This is a genomic window from Bradyrhizobium sp. USDA 3650, from assembly GCF_054057395.1.
Genome location: NZ_JBSRZG010000001.1, coordinates 2,334,233 through 2,350,539, shown reverse-complemented (window position 1 = coordinate 2,350,539; position 16,307 = coordinate 2,334,233). Strand labels below are relative to the sequence as shown.

The window sequence follows — 16,307 nt, the reverse complement described above, 5'->3', positions numbered from 1 at the left end:
TGTCCCTGATCGTACCGGATCAGGCGCGCTTGCGATGTGGCGGAATTATCACAAGCAGCGCGAGACCTGCGTTATGCTTAGTGACAGTTGCGGCAGAATGCGTTCAATGAAAACTGCGATCTCTATTATTCTCCGCGGTGACGCAAATTTGCCACGCAAAACATCCCCACAAATGCGCCTCGACTTGCCGGCGGTTCCGAAGGTGTCGCGGAGCGCAGTGATTGCTGTCGCGATTTTCCTGGTCGCGCATCTCGCATTGCTGGTCGGCCTCTCGACGCCGGAGAAGTTCGTCTTCGACGAAGTGCACTACGTGCCAGCGGCGCGGCAGATGCTGGCACCATCGATGTCGCAGCCGATGCTCAATCCGATGCATCCGCCATTGGCGAAAGAGCTGATCGCGCTATCGATCGCGGTCTTCGGCGACACCGCGCTGGGCTGGCGCTATCCCGCGGCGTTGTTTGGCGCCCTCGCGATCGTCGCGATCTATCTGTGCGGCCTCGCACTGTTCGCCGCGCAAGGGCCTGCGATCGCCGCTGCGCTGATCGCCGGCTGCAACCAGATGCTGTACGTGCAGGCGCGCGTCGCGATGCTCGACATTTTTGCGCTCGGCTTCGGCCTGCTCGCAATTGCCGCCTTCATGCACGGTTTTCGAAAGGACCGGCCTCACGCAATGTTCGCGGCTGCCGGCAGCCTGTTCGGCTGTGCTGCGGCCTGCAAATGGAGCGGCCTGTTTCCGCTCGGAATCTGCATCGTCATCGTCGCGGTGATCCGCCTGATGCAGGGCTGGCACACTATGTTTGCCGACGCGAAGCCGGGGGATTGGTACCGGCCCGATCTCTGGCCCGACTTCAGACTACATCACGTCGTGCTCTGCTTCGTCGTCCTGCCCGTGGCGACATATCTTGCGGCCTTCGTCCCGCTCTACGGCGTGTCGCTGCCGGATCTGGTCGAGGCGCAGCGCCGGATCTTCGCCGACAACACCACCACTGCCATCGCCGGCCACACCTATATGAGCGCGTGGCCGTCATGGCCGCTGCTCGCGCGCCCGGTGTGGTTCCTGTTCGACAAGGGCGCGGACGACAATGTCTCCGCGGTCGTCTTCCTCGGTAACCCCCTGGTGCTGTGGCCGGCGCTGCTCGCGCTCGCCGTCGTGCTGCGCGACTTCGTCGTCGCGCGCCGCCGGGATGCGTTCCTGATCGTGGCCTTCTATTTCGGATCCTGGCTCGCCTGGGCGTTGCTGCCGCGCACGCTCGCCTTCATCTATTACTATCTGCCGGCCGCGACCGTGGCGTCGCTTGCACTGGTCTACGTGCTGCGCCGGGACGGTCTGCCACGCTGGCTGTTGTGGGCCTATGTCGCGGTCGCGGCAGCAGGCTTTGCCGCCATGCTGCCGATCTCGGCGGCCTTCGTCGGCACATCGATGCAGACCTTCAACCGGCTGATGCTCTTCCAAAGCTGGATATGACATCGCCGCCTGCCGGGGGAACGGCAGGCGGCGCCTTTATGGGCGATGACCTGGGAATTACTTCGACGCGGTCTTGGTGTCCATGTTCACGACCTGAACGCGGCGGTTGATCGGGTCGGCGCCGTTGGCGGTGTCCTTCAGCTTGGTCTTGCCGTAGCCGACGGTGACGAGATCGGTGCCGGTGAGGCCGTAATTCTGCACCAAATATTTCTTGATGGTGTCAGCCCTCCGCTCGGAGAGCCCCTGATTGTATCCCTCGGTGCCGACCGCATCGGTGTGGCCGGCGACCACGAAGGTCGAGCCCTTCAGCGAGGGGTCGGACAGCGCCTTGCCGAGCGCCTGCACCGACGGCACTGACGTCTGGGCGATGTCGGCCGAGTTGTAGTCGAACTGGATCTCCAGATCGATCTTCGGCTTGGTCGCGGCGAGCTCGGCAATCTGCTCGCGCTCGCCCGTCGACAGCGACCGCGTCGAGCGGTTGCGCACGGTGTTCAGGAACGTCGATTCCTTGGCCTGCACGGCCGGATCGACCTGCGGACCTGCGGACAGGCCGCGGGTCGTCGACTTCGGCTTCAATGCATCCAGGATCTGGTTGGTCGAGACATTGCCGTCGCCGGCCATAGCCAAGCCGGCCGTCATCGACAGAAGTGCCGAGAGGGTCATCGCCTTCAGTGCAAAAGACTTATTGAAACGGGTCATTGTCGTATCCTCGTTGTGACGCCTGATGGCTATTTGATGCTGCAAGCATAGGGCAGGTTCAAAAGCCCTGGTGTGATCTTGGTCACGGTGGAAACGGGGCCCTCCGGGGCCATGGCAGCGAATTTCGAGCGGTTTCGGGTTTCGTGGAGGGCCGCCCCGCGGTCCACTCCGAGGACGGACGCTGGCGCGTGAAGAGAGTGGTCGCACGCTGCCCGGCGAGCGTTCGAGCCGTCGCAGTCCTGTCGTGATCCGCATCACTGAGGACCGCGCGCCCAGGTGCCGCTCGGGGGCCGGGGCCCGGTTCACTCAGGGAAACCTGTGCTGACCGATTGTCGCAAAGCCGTCGCGTGATGGCCTGTCTGCGGACAATTTTTCGGCCAGATGGACGCCTAGGGCGGAGCCTCCGACAAGCGCAACGAAGGGAGCCGAGTTCCATCCAGTGCCGAGGCCGAGTGATTACCAGTTCTATCGCAGTGGTCCGCCGGATCGGTCCGTGTCCCTGAGCTCCATGCCCATCTACGTCGGCGCGGCGATGATCGCGGTGGCGATCCTGCTGTCGACCCTGATCACGGGGCTGACCTCCCGCTATGTCGGGCTTCAAGCGCCGACCGACGAGAATATGTGGCTGGTCGATCGTCTCACCGGCAGTGTCTATCGCTGCCAGGCGGAGGAGCGCGGCAAGGCCTCGTGTGAACCCGATGTCGCAACAGGCAGCGTTGGCGACCGGTCCAAAGCCCCGAAAGCTGGCCGCTGAGCCCTCCGCCTTCGCAGCGCAGCAAGAAAAATTGTCTTCTCCCCGAAACGTCTTCGCCGGAGAATACGTATTGCGAAGGCCGGCATGACGCCGGTTTCGTTTTACGGAGGAGACTTTTCGATGAAGATCTTGCTCACAGCCGCCGCTTTTGTCGCGTTCACGCTTTCCCTTTCACCGGCATCCGCCGCCATGATGGCGTGCACCGGCGATAACATGATGAAATCGACAGCCATGATGATGGGCACGGCCGATACCCCGGCCAAGGTCGCGGCCAACAAGGAAATGGCCATGGCCAATACCGATATGAGCAATGGCAAGATGAAGGGCGGCTGCATGCATTACATGAAGGCGCAGAAAGCCATGATGATGAAATAGGGCCTCGGCCACGCCAAGCGGCCGCGCTGTCAGCAGATGGCAGCGCGGCTTTTCTTTTGCTGAATCCGGTCCGCTTCTTTCTCCCGGCGCGAATTCCGCTACATTCCCTCCTGCAATGTCCCGCGCGCCCAAACCGATTCCAATCACCACGAAACAGGCCCGGCAAATCTGGCTTCATGCCCAGCGGCTGGACGAGCGCGCGCCGTTCGGTGACGGCGCGCAAGCCGTCTCAGATGCGGTCGCCCATCTCGGCTATGTGCAGATCGACACCATCAACGTGATCGAGCGCTGCCATCACCACATCCTGTTCAGCCGGATCCCGTCCTACCGCCGCGCCGACCTGCGCCACGCCCAGAGCGTCGACAAGAGCGTGTTTGAATATTGGACGCATGCGTTGTCCTATGTGCCGGCCGGCGACTTCCGCTTCTTCCTGCCGGCGATGCGCGAGCACCGCCGCGAGGGGCACAAATGGTTCGCCTCGGTGAAGCCGGCCGACATGCGCAAGGTGATGCGGCTGGTGCGCGCCGGTCCGCTGACGATCCGCGACATCGAGGACGACGTGCTCACCGAGAAGGAGCATCTCTGGCAAAGCCGAAAGCCCTCGAAGCGGGCATTGCAGCTCGCCTTCTATACCGGTGCCGTGACCGTCAGCGAGCGACAGGGCATGCTCAAGACCTATGAGCTGATGACGCGCCATTTCGGCTGGGACAAGCTGCCGAAGCCGGCATCGGCAAAGGACATTACGGCCTATCTGCTCGATCGCGCGCTGCGATCGCAAGGTGTCGTGAGCCTCGATTCGGTCTGCCATCTCGACGCGCCGCGCAAGCCGGCGGTGGCTGCCCTGATCGCCTCGCGCGTCCGCCGTGGCGAGCTCGTGCCTGTCGCCATCGACGGTGCCGGCAAGCAGGAGCACTGGGCACTGCCTTCTGCGCTTGAGCCGGGCGAGCGCGCGCCGCCGGATCTCGTCCATATCCTCTCGCCGTTCGATCCGCTGATCATCCAGCGCAAGCGCACCAATCTCATCTTCGGCTACAACCATTTGTTCGAGGCCTATGTGCCGAAGGCCAAACGCAAGCTCGGCTATTTCGCGCTCCCCGTGCTGGTCGGGGACGAGATCGTCGCCGCGCTCGATCTGAAGACCGACCGGCAGGCAAAGAAGCTGCTGATGCAGAAATGGACCTGGGTCGGCGAGGGGAAGAAGACCGCGGGGCGCAAGGAGCTCAAACGGAAGATCGAGGAGGAGCTCGATCGGTTCGAGCGGTTTCAACTGGCCGACTGATCGTAGGGTGGATTAGCGAAGCGTAATCCACCACAGTCTGTTTTCGCAGACGCAGAGGTTGGTGGGTTACGCTGCGCTAACCCACCCTACGCATCGCCGCCAATCGATCAATCCAAACGCCGAACGCAATCCCGACCGCGTAAGCCAGCAAATTCCACGGCGAGAAGATGCGCCCAAGCAGCAACGCTCCGGCCGTGGTCAGCCGGAACGCGTCGAGCCATGGCGTATGCACCAGCCGGGAAAACTCCACCACGACTGCGATCGCCATTGCGATGGCTGCGATCTGCGCCCGTGACAGCCTTGGCAGCAAAACGCCGACCAGCAGAAACACCATCGTTGCCCATAGCAGCGAGCCGCCGTACTTCACCACGAAGGCGGAAAGGCCGAGCGGAAAGCCGTACCAGCGCAATGACAATCCGCATGCGATCACGGCCAGCGCCAGACCGGCGCGGATCAGCGATGTCCGTAGCGGCGCAATGGGTTTGACCGGTTGCGCCTGATGCATTGCTTGCTCCATTGACTCTTTTGCGGCGATGCTCAAAACCCCGGATCAGCCCATAAAAGCAACAACCCCGGGGGAAGCCATGAGCCAGACCACGACCTATGCCGGTTCGACCGGCGCAGCCAAGTCGGAAATCGAGACCTCGACGATCCGCGCCATCTCCTGGCGCCTGATCCCGTTCCTGGTGCTGGCCTACTTCTTCTCCTATCTCGACCGCGTCAATCTCGGTTTCGCTGCGCTGACCATGAATGCCGAGCTGAAATTCACGCCGCTGATCTTCTCCTGGGGCGCCGGCATCTTCTTCATCGGCTATTTCATCTTCGAGGTGCCGAGCAATCTGGCGCTGGAGAAGTTCGGCGCCAGCCGTTGGATCGCCCGCATCATGGTGACCTGGGGCATCATCTCGGCGCTGATGGCGCTCACGAGCGGCGTCACGAGCTTCTACGTGCTGCGCTTTCTGCTCGGCGTCGCCGAAGCCGGCTTCTTCCCGGGCATCATCCTCTATCTCACCTATTGGTATCCGGCCGAATATCGCGCCCGCTTCCTTGCGGCCTTCGCCATCGCCGTGCCGGTCTCTACTGTGATCGGCGCCCCGGTCTCCGGCCTGCTGCTCGGGCTGGACGGCGCGATGGGCCTGAAGGGGTGGCAGTGGCTGTTCATCATCGAGGGCATTCCTTCCGTGCTGCTCGGCATCGTCACCTGGTTCTATCTCACCGACAGGCCGGAGAAGGCGGATTGGCTCACGGCCGAGCAGAAAGCCTGGCTCAAGACCAAGCTCGACGCCGAGATCGCGGCCAAGCAGGCGGTGAAGCATTTGTCGCTCAGTGAGGCGCTGACCTCACCGAAGGTGATCATGCTCGCCCTGGTCTATTTCGGCTTCGTCGGCGCGCTCTATGGCATGCAGTTCTGGCTGCCGCAGATCGTCAAGGCGTTCGGCCTCACCAACGCCCAGACCGGCTTCGTCACCGCGATCCCGTATCTGTTCGGCACCATCGCGATGATCCTGTGGGCGAGGCACTCGGACGCAACGCGCGAGCGCGTGATGCATGTCGGCGCGCCGTTGCTGCTCACCGCCATCGCGCTCGGCGTCTCCAGCTATCTCACCGATCCCACCCTGACCATGATCGTGCTGACGGTCGCCGCGATCGGCGTGTTCTGCTGCTTCGGCGTGTTCTGGACCCTGCCGACCGCCTGGCTCTCCGGCACGGCGGCGGCCGGCGCCATCGCCCTGATCAACTCGATCGGCAATCTCGCCGGCTTCGGCGGGCCCTATCTGATCGGCTGGGTCAAGGAAGCCACCGGCCAGACCTCGAGCGGACTGTTCGTGCTCGCGGTGCTGCCGCTGATCGCCGGCATCCTGGTCTTCATCGGCGGCCACGACAGCAAGCACGAGTTCGCCGAACAGGGGCGGTAGCCTCGAAAATCGCCCTGGCGAAAGCCAGGGCCCATTTCCGCCTGGCCCTCCGGAGGGCCCGCGGCGCGACGCTTTCTTCTAACAGCCCAGACTTCCGCCAAGGGCAACCGCGGAGGTTACCACCTCTTAACGATCACGCTTTCCTGATGACTGACGAATATTGACTTTCATCAGTGATTAGTTGACATTCCTCTCATTGCAGCCGAGGGAGTGTCCTCCGATGTTCGTCCGATCCGTTTTATCCAGCTATTCGAGGCTCTTGGCTGGTGTTTCGCTGGCGTTGATGGCTGCCGCCCTCGCGGGGTGCAATGACACCGTCGCTGAAAAGGCCGAGCCGCCGCGGCCGGTTCTTGTCGCCACTGCGCACTACGATGCCGAAAAGCCCGAGCGCAGCTTCGTCGGCACCATCAGGCCGCGGATCGAGAGCGATCTGGGCTTTCGGGTCGCCGGCAAGGTCGCCAAGCGTCTGGTCGAAGTCGGCCAGACCGTCGAAATCGGCCAGCCGCTCGCGGTCCTCGATGAGGTCGATCTGAAGCTCCAGGCCGAGCAAGCCGTGGCCGAGCAGACCGCTGCGACCGGCGTGCTGGCCCAGGCCGCCGCCGCCGAGCAGCGCGCCAAGGATTTGAAGGCCAAGGGCTGGACTACCGACGCGCAGCTGGATTCGAGCCGCGCCGCCGCCGATGAGGCCCGCGCCCGCCTGAACCGGGCCGAGCGCTCGGTCGAGCTGACGAACAATTCCCTTTCCTACGCGACGCTCAACGCCGACGCCCGTGGCGTCGTCACTGCAACGCTGATCGAGCCTGGCCAGGTGGTTGCCGCAGGCCAGACCTCGATCCGTGTCGCCCGCTTTGCCGAAAAGGAAGCGGTCGTCGCGATCCCTGAGACGCTGGTCGGACGTGCCAAATCGGGCGCCGCCAGCGTCACTCTTTGGTCGGAGCCGGGCAAGAAATATACGGCCAAGCTGCGCGAGATCGCGCCCACCGCGGATCCCGCTACGCGCACCTATCTCGCCAAATTTTCGCTGCCCGAGGCCGACGACAAGGTTTCGCTCGGCATGACCGCGACGCTGACGCTGTCCGACGCTGCGACCGAGCGCGTCGCGCGGCTGCCGCTGTCGGCACTGTTCAACGAAGGCGGCAAACCGTCTTTCTACGTCGTCGACGACAACGGCGGGGTCACGCTGAAGCCGGTGACGGTGAAGTCCTACGAGAGCAACGACGTCGTCGTCACCGGCGGTGTCGAAGAGGGCGCCAAGATCGTCGCCCTCGGTGTGCAGAAGCTCGATCCGGCCCAGAGGGTGCGGATCGTGTCGTCACTGTCCTTTTAAGTCTCGCTTACGAGTTACGTCGTGTGAGGTGAGTTTCGGCCCGAGCGCAAATGCTTTGGCTGAAGCGGCGAAGCGATCCAGAACCTGCCCAGCCCCCTGGATTGCTTCGCTGCCTCGCGACGACGCGTTGAACAGGGTGGCTGTCTTTTTTTTGCAACCGGATCATCTTTGGAGAGTGCGATGAAGCGCTTCAATCTTTCGGCCTGGGCCGTCAGCCATCCGACGCTGATCCTGTTCCTGATGCTCATACTCGGCGTCGCCGGGTTCTTCTCCTATCAGAAGCTCGGCCGGGCCGAGGATCCGTTCTTCACGGTCAAGGTGGTCAACGTCTCCGTGCTCTGGCCGGGCGCGACCGCGCAGGAAATGCAGGCGCAGGTCGCCGATCCCATCGAGAAGAAGATCCAGGAGCTGCCCTACTTCGAGAAGGTGCAGACTTATTCCAAGCCCGGCTTCACCGCGCTCCAGGTCACCTTCCGCGATTCCACGCCGCCGAAAGACGTGCCGTATCTCTTTTATCTGCTGCGCAAGAAGCTGGCCGACGTGCAGGGCCAGCTGCCCGCGGGGATTCTCGGGCCCGTCGTCAACGACGAATTCTCCGACGTGGATTCCATCCTCTACATGATGACCGGCGACGGCGCCGACTACGCCCAGCTCAAGAAGGTCTCGGAGGGTTTCCGTCAGCGCCTCCTGAAGGTGCCGGGCGTGACCAAGGTCGACGTCTACGGCAACCAGGATGAGCGCATCTTCGTCGAGTTCAGCCATGCCAAGCTCGCCACCCTTGGCATCACGCCGCAGGCGCTGTTCGATTCGCTGGCAAAGCAGAACAACGTGACGCCGGCCGGCACGGTCGAGACCTCCTCTCAACGCGTGCCGCTGCGCGTCACCGGTGCGCTCGACGGCGCCAAGGCCGTCGCCGAAACTCCGGTCGAGAGCAATGGCCGCGTGTTCCGCCTCGGCGACATCGCCACTGTCACCCATGGCTACGTCGACCCGCCGAGCTTCATCGTGCGCCAGGAAGGCAAGGCCGCGATCGGCATCGGCGTCGTCACCGCCAAGGGCGCCAACATCCTCGATCTCGGCAAGGAGGTCGAGAAGGCGACGGCTGAATTCATGAAGGCGGTGCCGCAGGGCGTCGACATCAAGCTGATCGCCGACCAGCCCAAGGTGGTCGAGCACGCCGTCAGCGAATTCGTGCACTCCTTCATGGAAGCCCTCGTCATCGTGCTGTTCGTGTCGTTCCTGGCGCTCGGCTGGCGCACCGGCATCGTGGTCGCGCTGTCGGTGCCCCTGGTGCTCGGCATCGTCTTCGTCGTCATGAACACCATGTCGCTCGACCTGCACCGCATTACGCTCGGTGCGCTGATCATCGCGCTCGGCCTCTTGGTGGATGACGCCATCATCGCTGTCGAGATGATGGTGGTGAAGATGGAGCAGGGCTGGGACCGCATGCGTGCGGCGTCCTTTGCCTGGGAGTCCACTGCGTTTCCGATGCTCACGGGAACGCTGGTCACGGCCGCTGGCTTCCTCCCCATCGGCTTTGCCAATTCCGCGGTCGGCGAATATGCCGGCAGCATCTTCTGGATCGTGGCGATCGCGCTGGTCGCGTCCTGGTTCGTGGCGGTGATCTTCACGCCCTATATCGGCGTCATGCTGCTGCCCAACATCAAGGTGCATCACAATCACGATCCGCACGCGGTCTACGAGACCCGCATGTATCGTGGCCTGCGCGCCATCGTGCAGTGGTGCGTCAATCACCGCATCACCGTGGTCGCTGCGACCGTCGGCGTCTTCATCGCCTCGATCGTCGGCTTCGGCCACGTCCAGCAGCAGTTCTTCCCGCTGTCCGAGCGGCCCGAGCTGTTCCTGCAGCTTCGTCTGCCCGAGGGCACCGCCTTCAACGTCACGGAAAAGGCGGTGAAGAAGGCCGAGACCATGCTCAAGGACGACAAGGACATCGAGACCTACACGGCCTATGTCGGGCAGGGCTCGCCGCGCTTCTGGCTCGGCCTCAATCCGCAGCTTCCGAACGAGGCTTTCGCCGAAATCGTCATCGTCGCAAAGGGCGTCGAGGCGCGCGAGCGCATCAAGGCCAAGCTTGAAAGCGCTGTTGCCGACGGCGCGCTCAACGAGGCCCGCGTGCGCGTCGACCGCTTCAATTTCGGTCCCCCCGTTGGTTTTCCCGTGCAGTTTCGCGTCATCGGCCCCGACGCCAACAAGGTGCGCGAGATCGCCTACCAGGTTCGCGACGTCATGCGGCAGAACAAGAGCGTCAAGGACGTCCAGCTCGACTGGAACGAGCAGTCGCCTTACCTCAAGCTCGTCGTCGACCAGGATCGCGCCCGCGCCATGGGCCTGACCCCGCAGGACGTGTCGCAGGCGCTGTCGATGCTGATCTCGGGCTCGCAGGTGACGACCGTGCGCGACGGCATCGAAAAGGTCGGCGTGGTCGCGCGCGCCGTCTCGTCCGAACGGCTCGACCTCGGCGCAGTCGGCGATCTCACCATCACCTCGCGCAACGGCGTGGCCGTGCCGCTGCAGCAGATCGCCAAGATCGAGTATGCCCACGAGGAGCCGATCATGTGGCGGCGTAACCGCGACATGGCAATCACCGTGCGCTCCGACGTCGTCGACGGCGTGCAGGCGCCCGACGTCACCGGCCAGATCGCGCCGAAGCTGAAGGCGATCAAGGACAATCTCGAGCCGGCCTACCGCATCGAAGCGGGCGGCGCGTTCGAGGAATCGGCCAAGGGTAACGCCTCGATCTTCATTCTCTTCCCGCTGATGGTCATGGTGATGCTGACGCTGCTGATGTTCCAGCTGCAGAGCTTCTCGCGCCTGATCCTGGTGTTCCTGACCGCGCCGCTCGGCATCGTCGGCGCCTCCTTCGGGCTCAACATCGCCAACGCCCCGTTCGGCTTCGTGGCGCTGCTCGGCCTGATCGCGCTCGCCGGCATGATCATGCGCAACGCCGTCATCCTCGTGGATCAGATCGAGACCGACGTTTCGCATGGCCTGACCCGCCGCGAAGCGATCGTCGAGGCCACCGTCCGCCGCGCCCGTCCGGTGGTGCTGACGGCGCTTGCCGCCATCCTCGCCATGATCCCGCTGTCGCGCTCGGCGTTCTGGGGCCCGATGGCGATCACCATCATGGGCGGATTGTTCGTCGCGACCTTCCTGACGCTGCTGTACCTGCCGGGCCTCTATGCCCTCTGGTTCCGCAAGAGCCTGGATGAGGCAGGTACGCCCGAGCAGCCTGCCGCGCCGCAGCATGGGAGCGATGACCAGAACGCAATTCCGCTTGCTGAGGCGGCTGAATAAGTGAAGATGAACTGCTGATTGACGAGTCCTGACAGATGACACTGGTTTCGGAACATATCGAAGGGGACACCCGGGATCGTATTCTTGAGGTGGCCGAGCGGCTGTTCCGCCAGATCGGTTATCTCAAGACCACGGTCGGGGACATCGCCAAGGAGCTCAAGATGAGCCCCGCCAACGTCTATCGCTTCTTCGAATCGAAGAAGGCGATTCATCAGGCGGTGGCCCGTTCGCTGATGGGCGAGGTCGAGCTGGAAGCGCAGCGGATCGTGGCGAGGCCCGGTCCGGTACTGCCGCGCTTCCGCGAACTGCTCACCACCATCAATCGTATGAACACCGAGCGCTATGTCGGCGACAATAAGCTGCACGAGATGGTCGAGATCGCGATGCAGGAGGACTGGGACGTCTGCGTCAACCACATGGAGTGCATTGCCGGGGTCATCGGCCAGATGATCGCGCAAGGCGCGGCCTCCGGCGAGTTCGAGGCGCCGGACCTGCAACTGGCCGCGCTGTGCGCCTGCACCGCGATGATGCGCTTTTTCCACCCCCAGATGATCGCCCAGTGCGCCACTAAGCCGGGCCCGACCATCGACCAGATGATCGATTTCGTCATCGCGGGATTGTCCCCGCGGCACTGACGCGGCGTCGGATTTCCTCCTATAAGCAGGCTGCCCTCGGATTTATCGGCCGGGACGGCCCAGGACGGATCCACACACTCCGTCATTGCGAGCGCAGCGAAGCAATCCAGACTGTCTCCGCACAGGGATTCTGGATCGCTTCGCTGCGCTCGCAATGACGAGAAGGAAAAAGCGCGTGACCGACAAAGACCTACACTTCTACGAGCCCGCCAAGGGCCACGGCCTCAAGCACGATCCCTTCAACGCCATCGTCGCGCCGCGGCCGATCGGCTGGATCTCGTCGCGCGACACCAAAGGCCATGTCAACCTCGCGCCCTACAGCTTCTTCAACGCGTTCTGCTATGTCCCCCCGATCATCGGTTTCTCCTCCACAAACTGGAAGGACACGGTCGAGAACATCCAGCAGACCGGCGAGTTCGTCTGGAATCTCGCCACCATGGACCTGGCCAGGCACATGAACGCGACCGCGGCGCATGTTGGCCCTGAGGTCGACGAGTTCGAGGTCGCCGGCCTCACCGCCGTGCCCGGCAGGCTCGTCAACGTGCCGCGCGTGGGCGAGAGTCCGGTCGCCTTCGAATGCAAGGTGTCCGATATCGTCCGGCTCAAGGGCGCCGACGGCAAGGAAGCCAATGCCTGGTTGACGCTCGGCGAGGTTGTCGCCGTCCACATCGACAAGGCCATGATCAAGGATGGCGTCTACCAGACCGCCGCCGCCCGCCCGATTGTCCGCGCCGGCCGCAGCGGTGATTATTTCGAGATCAAGCCGGAAAACATGTTCGAGATGGTCCGGCCGGACTGATCTGGTCGCTCTCGGCTCCCGCTTTTCGCCGCGCTCCTCTCCCGGAACTGCCACTACGCCTCGGCCGTTATGGCCCTGGGCGGCTGCCCGGCCGCGTCAATTCGCGTCTTTTCGCAGGCGAAGTGTTCACCGCCGCCGGCCACTTTCCGCTAAAATGCCCGATCACCGCGCCGATGCATGAGGTCCGCCATGAGCTTCCGCCGCGACACCCTGACCAAGCCGATTTTCTCCTGGGCGCGCGGCGTGCTGCCGGCGATGTCGGACACCGAGCGCGAGGCACTGGAGGCCGGCGACGTCTGGTGGGACGCCGATCTCTTCACCGGCAACCCTGATTGGTCGAAGCTGCTGAAGGTCCCGCAGGCAACGCTGACTGACGAGGAGCAGGCCTTCCTCAACGGCCCCGTCGACGAGCTCTGCGCCATGCTCGATGAATGGAAGATCTTTTGGGAATGGCGCGACCTGCCGCCCGATGTCTGGCACTTCATCAAGCGCGAAAAATTCTTCGGCATGATCATTCCGAAGGAGTTCGGCGGCCTCGGCTTCTCGCCCTATGCGCATTCGGAAGTGGTGCGCAAGATCTCGACCCGCTCGATTGCCGCCGCGGTGACGGTGATGGTGCCGAACTCGTTGGGCCCCGGCGAGCTCCTGATGCACTTCGGCACCAAGGAGCAGCAGCAGCGCTGGCTGCCGCGTCTTGCCGACGGCCGCGACATTCCCTGCTTCGGCCTCACCAGCCCCGAGGCCGGCTCCGATGCCGCCTCGATGGTCGACACCGGCATCATCTGCAAGGGCAGCTTCGAGGGCCAGGAGGTGCTGGGCCTGAAGCTCAACTGGCACAAGCGCTACATCACGCTCGGTCCCGTCGCGACGCTGCTTGGCCTCGCCTTCAAGGCCTATGACCCGGATCATCTCGTCGGCGATCGGGAGGAGCTCGGCATCAGCGTGGCGCTGATCCCGACCAACCTTCCCGGCGTCGAAATCGGCAAACGCCATCTGCCGTCGATGCAGGTGTTCCAGAACGGCCCGAATTGGGGCCGCGATGTTTTCATTCCGCTCGACTACGTCATCGGCGGCCAGGCGCGGCTGGGGCAGGGCTGGAAGATGCTGATGACGGCGCTCGCCGCCGGCCGCGGCATCTCGTTGCCGTCGCTCTCCGCCGCCGGCGCCGCCTATGCCGCCCGCACCACCGGCGCCTATGCCCGGATCCGCGAGCAGTTCGGCATCTCCATCTCCAAATTCGAAGGCGTCGAGGAGCCGCTCGCGCGCATCGTCGCGACCGCCTATCAGCTCGATGCTGCGCGACGGCTGACCTGCGCCGCGCTGAATGCCGGCATCCATCCCGCTGTCATCTCGGGCATCATGAAGCTGCACGCGACCGAGCGGATGCGCACCGCGGTCGACGACGCCATGGACATCCATGGCGGCAAGGCCGTGATCGACGGTCCGCAAAACTATCTCGGCAATCTCCACCGTGCCGTCCCCGTCGGCATCACCGTCGAGGGCGCCAATATCCTCACCCGCAATCTCATCGTGTTCGGGCAGGGCGCCATCCGCGCCCATCCTTATTTGCTCGACGAGATGAATGCGCTTGCCGATGCCGATCGCGAGCGCGGGCTCGCCGCCTTCGACAAGGCGTTCTGGAAGCATGTCGGCCACAGCTTCGAGACATTATTGCGCGCCTTCGGCCGGAGCTGGAGCTTTGGTGTCTTCGCGCTTGCACCCGATGCGGGTGACGCCAGGCCATTCTATCGTCAGCTCTCGCGCTACTCCGCGGCGTTCGCCCTCTGCGCCGATATGGCGCTGCTCACGCTCGGCGGCGCGCTCAAGCGCAAGGAGATGCTGTCGGCACGCTTCGGCGACATCCTGTCCGAGCTGTATCTGCTCTCGGCCGCGCTCAAACGCTGGCAGGACGAGGGCCGGCAGAAGGAGGATTTTGCCGCGCTCGAATGGTGCATGGCGACGGGCTTTCGGACCATCGAGAATCGGCTTGCGGAGATTTTGGCCAATCTGCCGAACCGCTTCGTCGCAGGCGTCCTCAAATTCGTGGTCCAGCCCTTCGGTGCCCGCGTGCTGGGTCCCTCCGACCGGGTTGTGCATCAATGCGCAAGCCTCGTGCTGGAGCCGTCGGCCGCGCGCGACCGCCTCACGCCTGATCTGGCTTATGTCGATGACGATGGCGGCTTCGCCCGGCTGGAGCGCGCTTTCAACCTGGTCGCAGGCACGGACGCCATCGCCTGGCGCATGCGCGCGGCGCACATGAGCGACTGGAAGGATGCGGTGGCCAAGGGCGTGATCACGCAGGCCGAGGGCGAGCAGCTGGCCGCGGCCCGCGAAGCCGTTACAAAGGTGATTGAGGTCGACGATTTTGCGCCGGAGGCGCTGTCGCCGATTTACAAGAAAACCGGCGACGTGCATCAGTTCTTCCAGGAACTCGGTGAACAGAGGGCGGCGAGCTGATGGCACGACCGGTTTTCATCGTCGACGGCAGCCGGACGCCGTTTTTGAAGGCGCGTTCGGGGCCCGGTCCGTTCACGCCGGTCGATCTCGCCGTGCAATGCGGTCGGCCGCTGCTGGCGCGCCAGCCGTTTGCGCCTGATGCCTTCGACCAGGTCATCCTCGGCTGCGTCAACGTGATCGCGGACGAGATGAACCCTGCTCGCGTGGCCGCGCTTCGGCTGGGCATGGGCGAAGACATGGTCGCCTTCACCGTGCAGATCAATTGCGGCTCGGGCATGCAGTCGATCGACACCGCCTACCGCTACATTCGCGAGGGCCATGCCGACATGATCCTCGCCGGCGGCACCGAAGCCTTGAGCCACGCGCCGCTGGTCTGGCCCAATTCCGGCGTGCGCTGGTTTGCCGGCCTTGCCACCGCCAAGGGCATGGCGGCGAAGCTTGCCGCAGCCTTCAAGCTGCGGCCGCGCTATCTCAAGCCGATCATCGGGTTGGAGCGCGGGCTGACCGATCCCATTACCGACCTGAACATGGGCCAGACGGCCGAAGTCGTCGGCCATCTCTTCGGCATCACCCGCGCGCAGTCCGATGCCTATGCCGCCGAGAGCCATCGCCGGCTCGCGCATGCGCAGGCGGAAGGTTTTCTCAAGGGCGAAGTCGAAACCGCGTTCTCCCGCGACGGAAAATTCTTCGACCATGATGATGGCGTGCGTCCGGACTCGACGGCCGAGACGCTCGCTAAACTGAGACCGGTGTTCGAGCGTCCCTGGGGCCAGGTCACGGCCGGCAATTCCTCGCAGATCACCGACGGCGCGTCCTGGGTGATCCTGGCGTCCGACGAAGCGGTCGCCAAGCACAAGCTGACGCCGAAGGCCGTCATCGTCGACAGCAACTGGGCCGCACTTGACCCAAGCATCATGGGTCTCGGTCCCGTGATGTCGGCGACGCCGCTGCTGAAGCGCAACGATCTCACCATCCAGGACGTCCAGACTTGGGAGCTCAACGAGGCGTTCGCTACCCAAGTGCTCGGCTGCCTCGCCGCCTGGAATGACGACAAGTTCTGCCGCGAGATTTTGGGGCTGGACGGCGCTGCCGGCGAGATCGACCGCGAAAAACTCAATGTCGATGGCGGCGCAATCTCGCTCGGGCATCCCGTCGGCACCTCCGGCAATCGCATCGTACTGCATCTCGTCAACACCATGAAGCGGCTCGGCACGCGGCGCGGCGTTGCGACCGAATGCATCGGCGGCGGGCTCGGCGGCGCCATGCTGATCGAGGCGGTGTGA

The 16,307-nt window shown here is 64.0% G+C and carries 13 protein-coding genes; 11 read left to right on the top strand and 2 right to left on the bottom strand.

The genetic code is table 11. The features are described from left to right. Nucleotides 1-34 precede the first annotated feature (34 nt). Nucleotides 35-1,465, top strand: coding sequence for a phospholipid carrier-dependent glycosyltransferase (locus ACVIN2_RS11145; RefSeq protein WP_456765655.1), 1,431 nt, complete (start codon nt 35-37; stop codon nt 1,463-1,465). Nucleotides 1,466-1,522: 57 nt separating this feature from the next. Here the strand turns inward: ACVIN2_RS11145 and ACVIN2_RS11140 are convergent, their stop codons facing one another. Then, a complete protein-coding gene (locus ACVIN2_RS11140; RefSeq protein WP_456765654.1) occupies nt 1,523-2,164 on the bottom strand; it encodes an OmpA family protein in 642 nt (213 codons plus the stop codon). 508 nt (nt 2,165-2,672) lie between these two features. Here ACVIN2_RS11140 and ACVIN2_RS11135 point away from each other — a divergent pair. The 3 genes from ACVIN2_RS11135 to ACVIN2_RS11125 all read left to right on the top strand — a co-directional run bounded on the left by ACVIN2_RS11135 (nt 2,673) and on the right by ACVIN2_RS11125 (nt 4,572). Next, nucleotides 2,673-2,918, top strand: a complete 246-nt coding sequence (locus ACVIN2_RS11135; RefSeq protein ID WP_456769694.1) for a hypothetical protein — start codon at nt 2,673-2,675, stop codon at nt 2,916-2,918. Between the two features lie 120 nt (nt 2,919-3,038). Continuing rightward, the gene (locus tag ACVIN2_RS11130; RefSeq protein ID WP_456765653.1) at nt 3,039-3,293 is read left to right on the top strand and encodes a hypothetical protein; all 255 of its coding nucleotides are present in this window, start codon (nt 3,039-3,041) and stop codon (nt 3,291-3,293) included. 115 nt (nt 3,294-3,408) lie between these two features. Then, complete coding sequence (locus tag ACVIN2_RS11125; RefSeq protein WP_456765652.1) at nt 3,409-4,572, top strand: winged helix-turn-helix domain-containing protein; 1,164 nt, start codon at nt 3,409-3,411, stop codon at nt 4,570-4,572. A 76-nt stretch (nt 4,573-4,648) separates the two neighbouring features. Here the strand turns inward: ACVIN2_RS11125 and ACVIN2_RS11120 are convergent, their stop codons facing one another. Then, complete coding sequence (locus ACVIN2_RS11120; protein WP_456769693.1) at nt 4,649-5,077, bottom strand: ribosomal maturation YjgA family protein; 429 nt, start codon at nt 5,075-5,077, stop codon at nt 4,649-4,651. 79 nt (nt 5,078-5,156) lie between these two features. Here ACVIN2_RS11120 and ACVIN2_RS11115 point away from each other — a divergent pair, with 79 nt between their 5' ends. The 7 genes from ACVIN2_RS11115 to ACVIN2_RS11085 all read left to right on the top strand — a co-directional run bounded on the left by ACVIN2_RS11115 (nt 5,157) and on the right by ACVIN2_RS11085 (nt 16,307). After that, entirely contained in the window at nt 5,157-6,488 is a 1,332-nt protein-coding gene (locus ACVIN2_RS11115) for an MFS transporter (RefSeq protein ID WP_456765651.1), read from the top strand. 220 nt (nt 6,489-6,708) lie between these two features. After that, complete coding sequence (locus ACVIN2_RS11110; protein WP_456765650.1) at nt 6,709-7,815, top strand: efflux RND transporter periplasmic adaptor subunit; 1,107 nt, start codon at nt 6,709-6,711, stop codon at nt 7,813-7,815. 180 nt (nt 7,816-7,995) lie between these two features. Further along, complete coding sequence (locus ACVIN2_RS11105) at nt 7,996-11,133, top strand: efflux RND transporter permease subunit (protein ID WP_456765649.1); 3,138 nt, start codon at nt 7,996-7,998, stop codon at nt 11,131-11,133. A 35-nt stretch (nt 11,134-11,168) separates the two neighbouring features. Next, the gene (locus tag ACVIN2_RS11100) at nt 11,169-11,768 is read left to right on the top strand and encodes a TetR/AcrR family transcriptional regulator (RefSeq protein ID WP_106945200.1); all 600 of its coding nucleotides are present in this window, start codon (nt 11,169-11,171) and stop codon (nt 11,766-11,768) included. A 175-nt stretch (nt 11,769-11,943) separates the two neighbouring features. Then, nucleotides 11,944-12,567: a flavin reductase family protein gene (locus tag ACVIN2_RS11095; protein ID WP_027516354.1), complete on the top strand. Its 624-nt coding sequence runs from the start codon at nt 11,944-11,946 to the stop codon at nt 12,565-12,567. Nucleotides 12,568-12,756: 189 nt separating this feature from the next. Then, nucleotides 12,757-15,024 (top strand): acyl-CoA dehydrogenase, encoded by a 2,268-nt coding sequence (locus ACVIN2_RS11090; RefSeq protein WP_456765648.1) that lies wholly within the window; start codon nt 12,757-12,759, stop codon nt 15,022-15,024. Beyond that, entirely contained in the window at nt 15,024-16,307 is a 1,284-nt protein-coding gene (locus ACVIN2_RS11085; RefSeq protein ID WP_456765647.1) for an acetyl-CoA C-acetyltransferase, read from the top strand. The genes ACVIN2_RS11090 and ACVIN2_RS11085 overlap by 1 nt, the downstream gene beginning before the upstream one ends.

Excerpts from the sequence above, each read along its gene's own strand:
- ACVIN2_RS11130 (WP_456765653.1), top strand. The coding sequence starts at position 3,039 with ATGAAGATCTTGCTCACAGCCGCCGCTTTTGTCGCGTTCACGCTTTCC.
- ACVIN2_RS11135 (WP_456769694.1), top strand. The coding sequence starts at position 2,673 with ATGCCCATCTACGTCGGCGCGGCGATGATCGCGGTGGCGATCCTGCTG.
- ACVIN2_RS11120 (WP_456769693.1), bottom strand. The coding sequence starts at position 5,077 with ATGCATCAGGCGCAACCGGTCAAACCCATTGCGCCGCTACGGACATCG.
- ACVIN2_RS11125 (WP_456765652.1), top strand. The coding sequence starts at position 3,409 with ATGTCCCGCGCGCCCAAACCGATTCCAATCACCACGAAACAGGCCCGG.
- ACVIN2_RS11100 (WP_106945200.1), top strand. The coding sequence starts at position 11,169 with ATGACACTGGTTTCGGAACATATCGAAGGGGACACCCGGGATCGTATT.
- ACVIN2_RS11110 (WP_456765650.1), top strand. The coding sequence starts at position 6,709 with ATGTTCGTCCGATCCGTTTTATCCAGCTATTCGAGGCTCTTGGCTGGT.
- ACVIN2_RS11140 (WP_456765654.1), bottom strand. The coding sequence starts at position 2,164 with ATGACCCGTTTCAATAAGTCTTTTGCACTGAAGGCGATGACCCTCTCG.
- ACVIN2_RS11090 (WP_456765648.1), top strand. The coding sequence starts at position 12,757 with ATGAGCTTCCGCCGCGACACCCTGACCAAGCCGATTTTCTCCTGGGCG.
- ACVIN2_RS11115 (WP_456765651.1), top strand. The coding sequence starts at position 5,157 with ATGAGCCAGACCACGACCTATGCCGGTTCGACCGGCGCAGCCAAGTCG.
- ACVIN2_RS11105 (WP_456765649.1), top strand. The coding sequence starts at position 7,996 with ATGAAGCGCTTCAATCTTTCGGCCTGGGCCGTCAGCCATCCGACGCTG.
- ACVIN2_RS11085 (WP_456765647.1), top strand. The coding sequence starts at position 15,024 with ATGGCACGACCGGTTTTCATCGTCGACGGCAGCCGGACGCCGTTTTTG.
- ACVIN2_RS11145 (WP_456765655.1), top strand. The coding sequence starts at position 35 with ATGTGGCGGAATTATCACAAGCAGCGCGAGACCTGCGTTATGCTTAGT.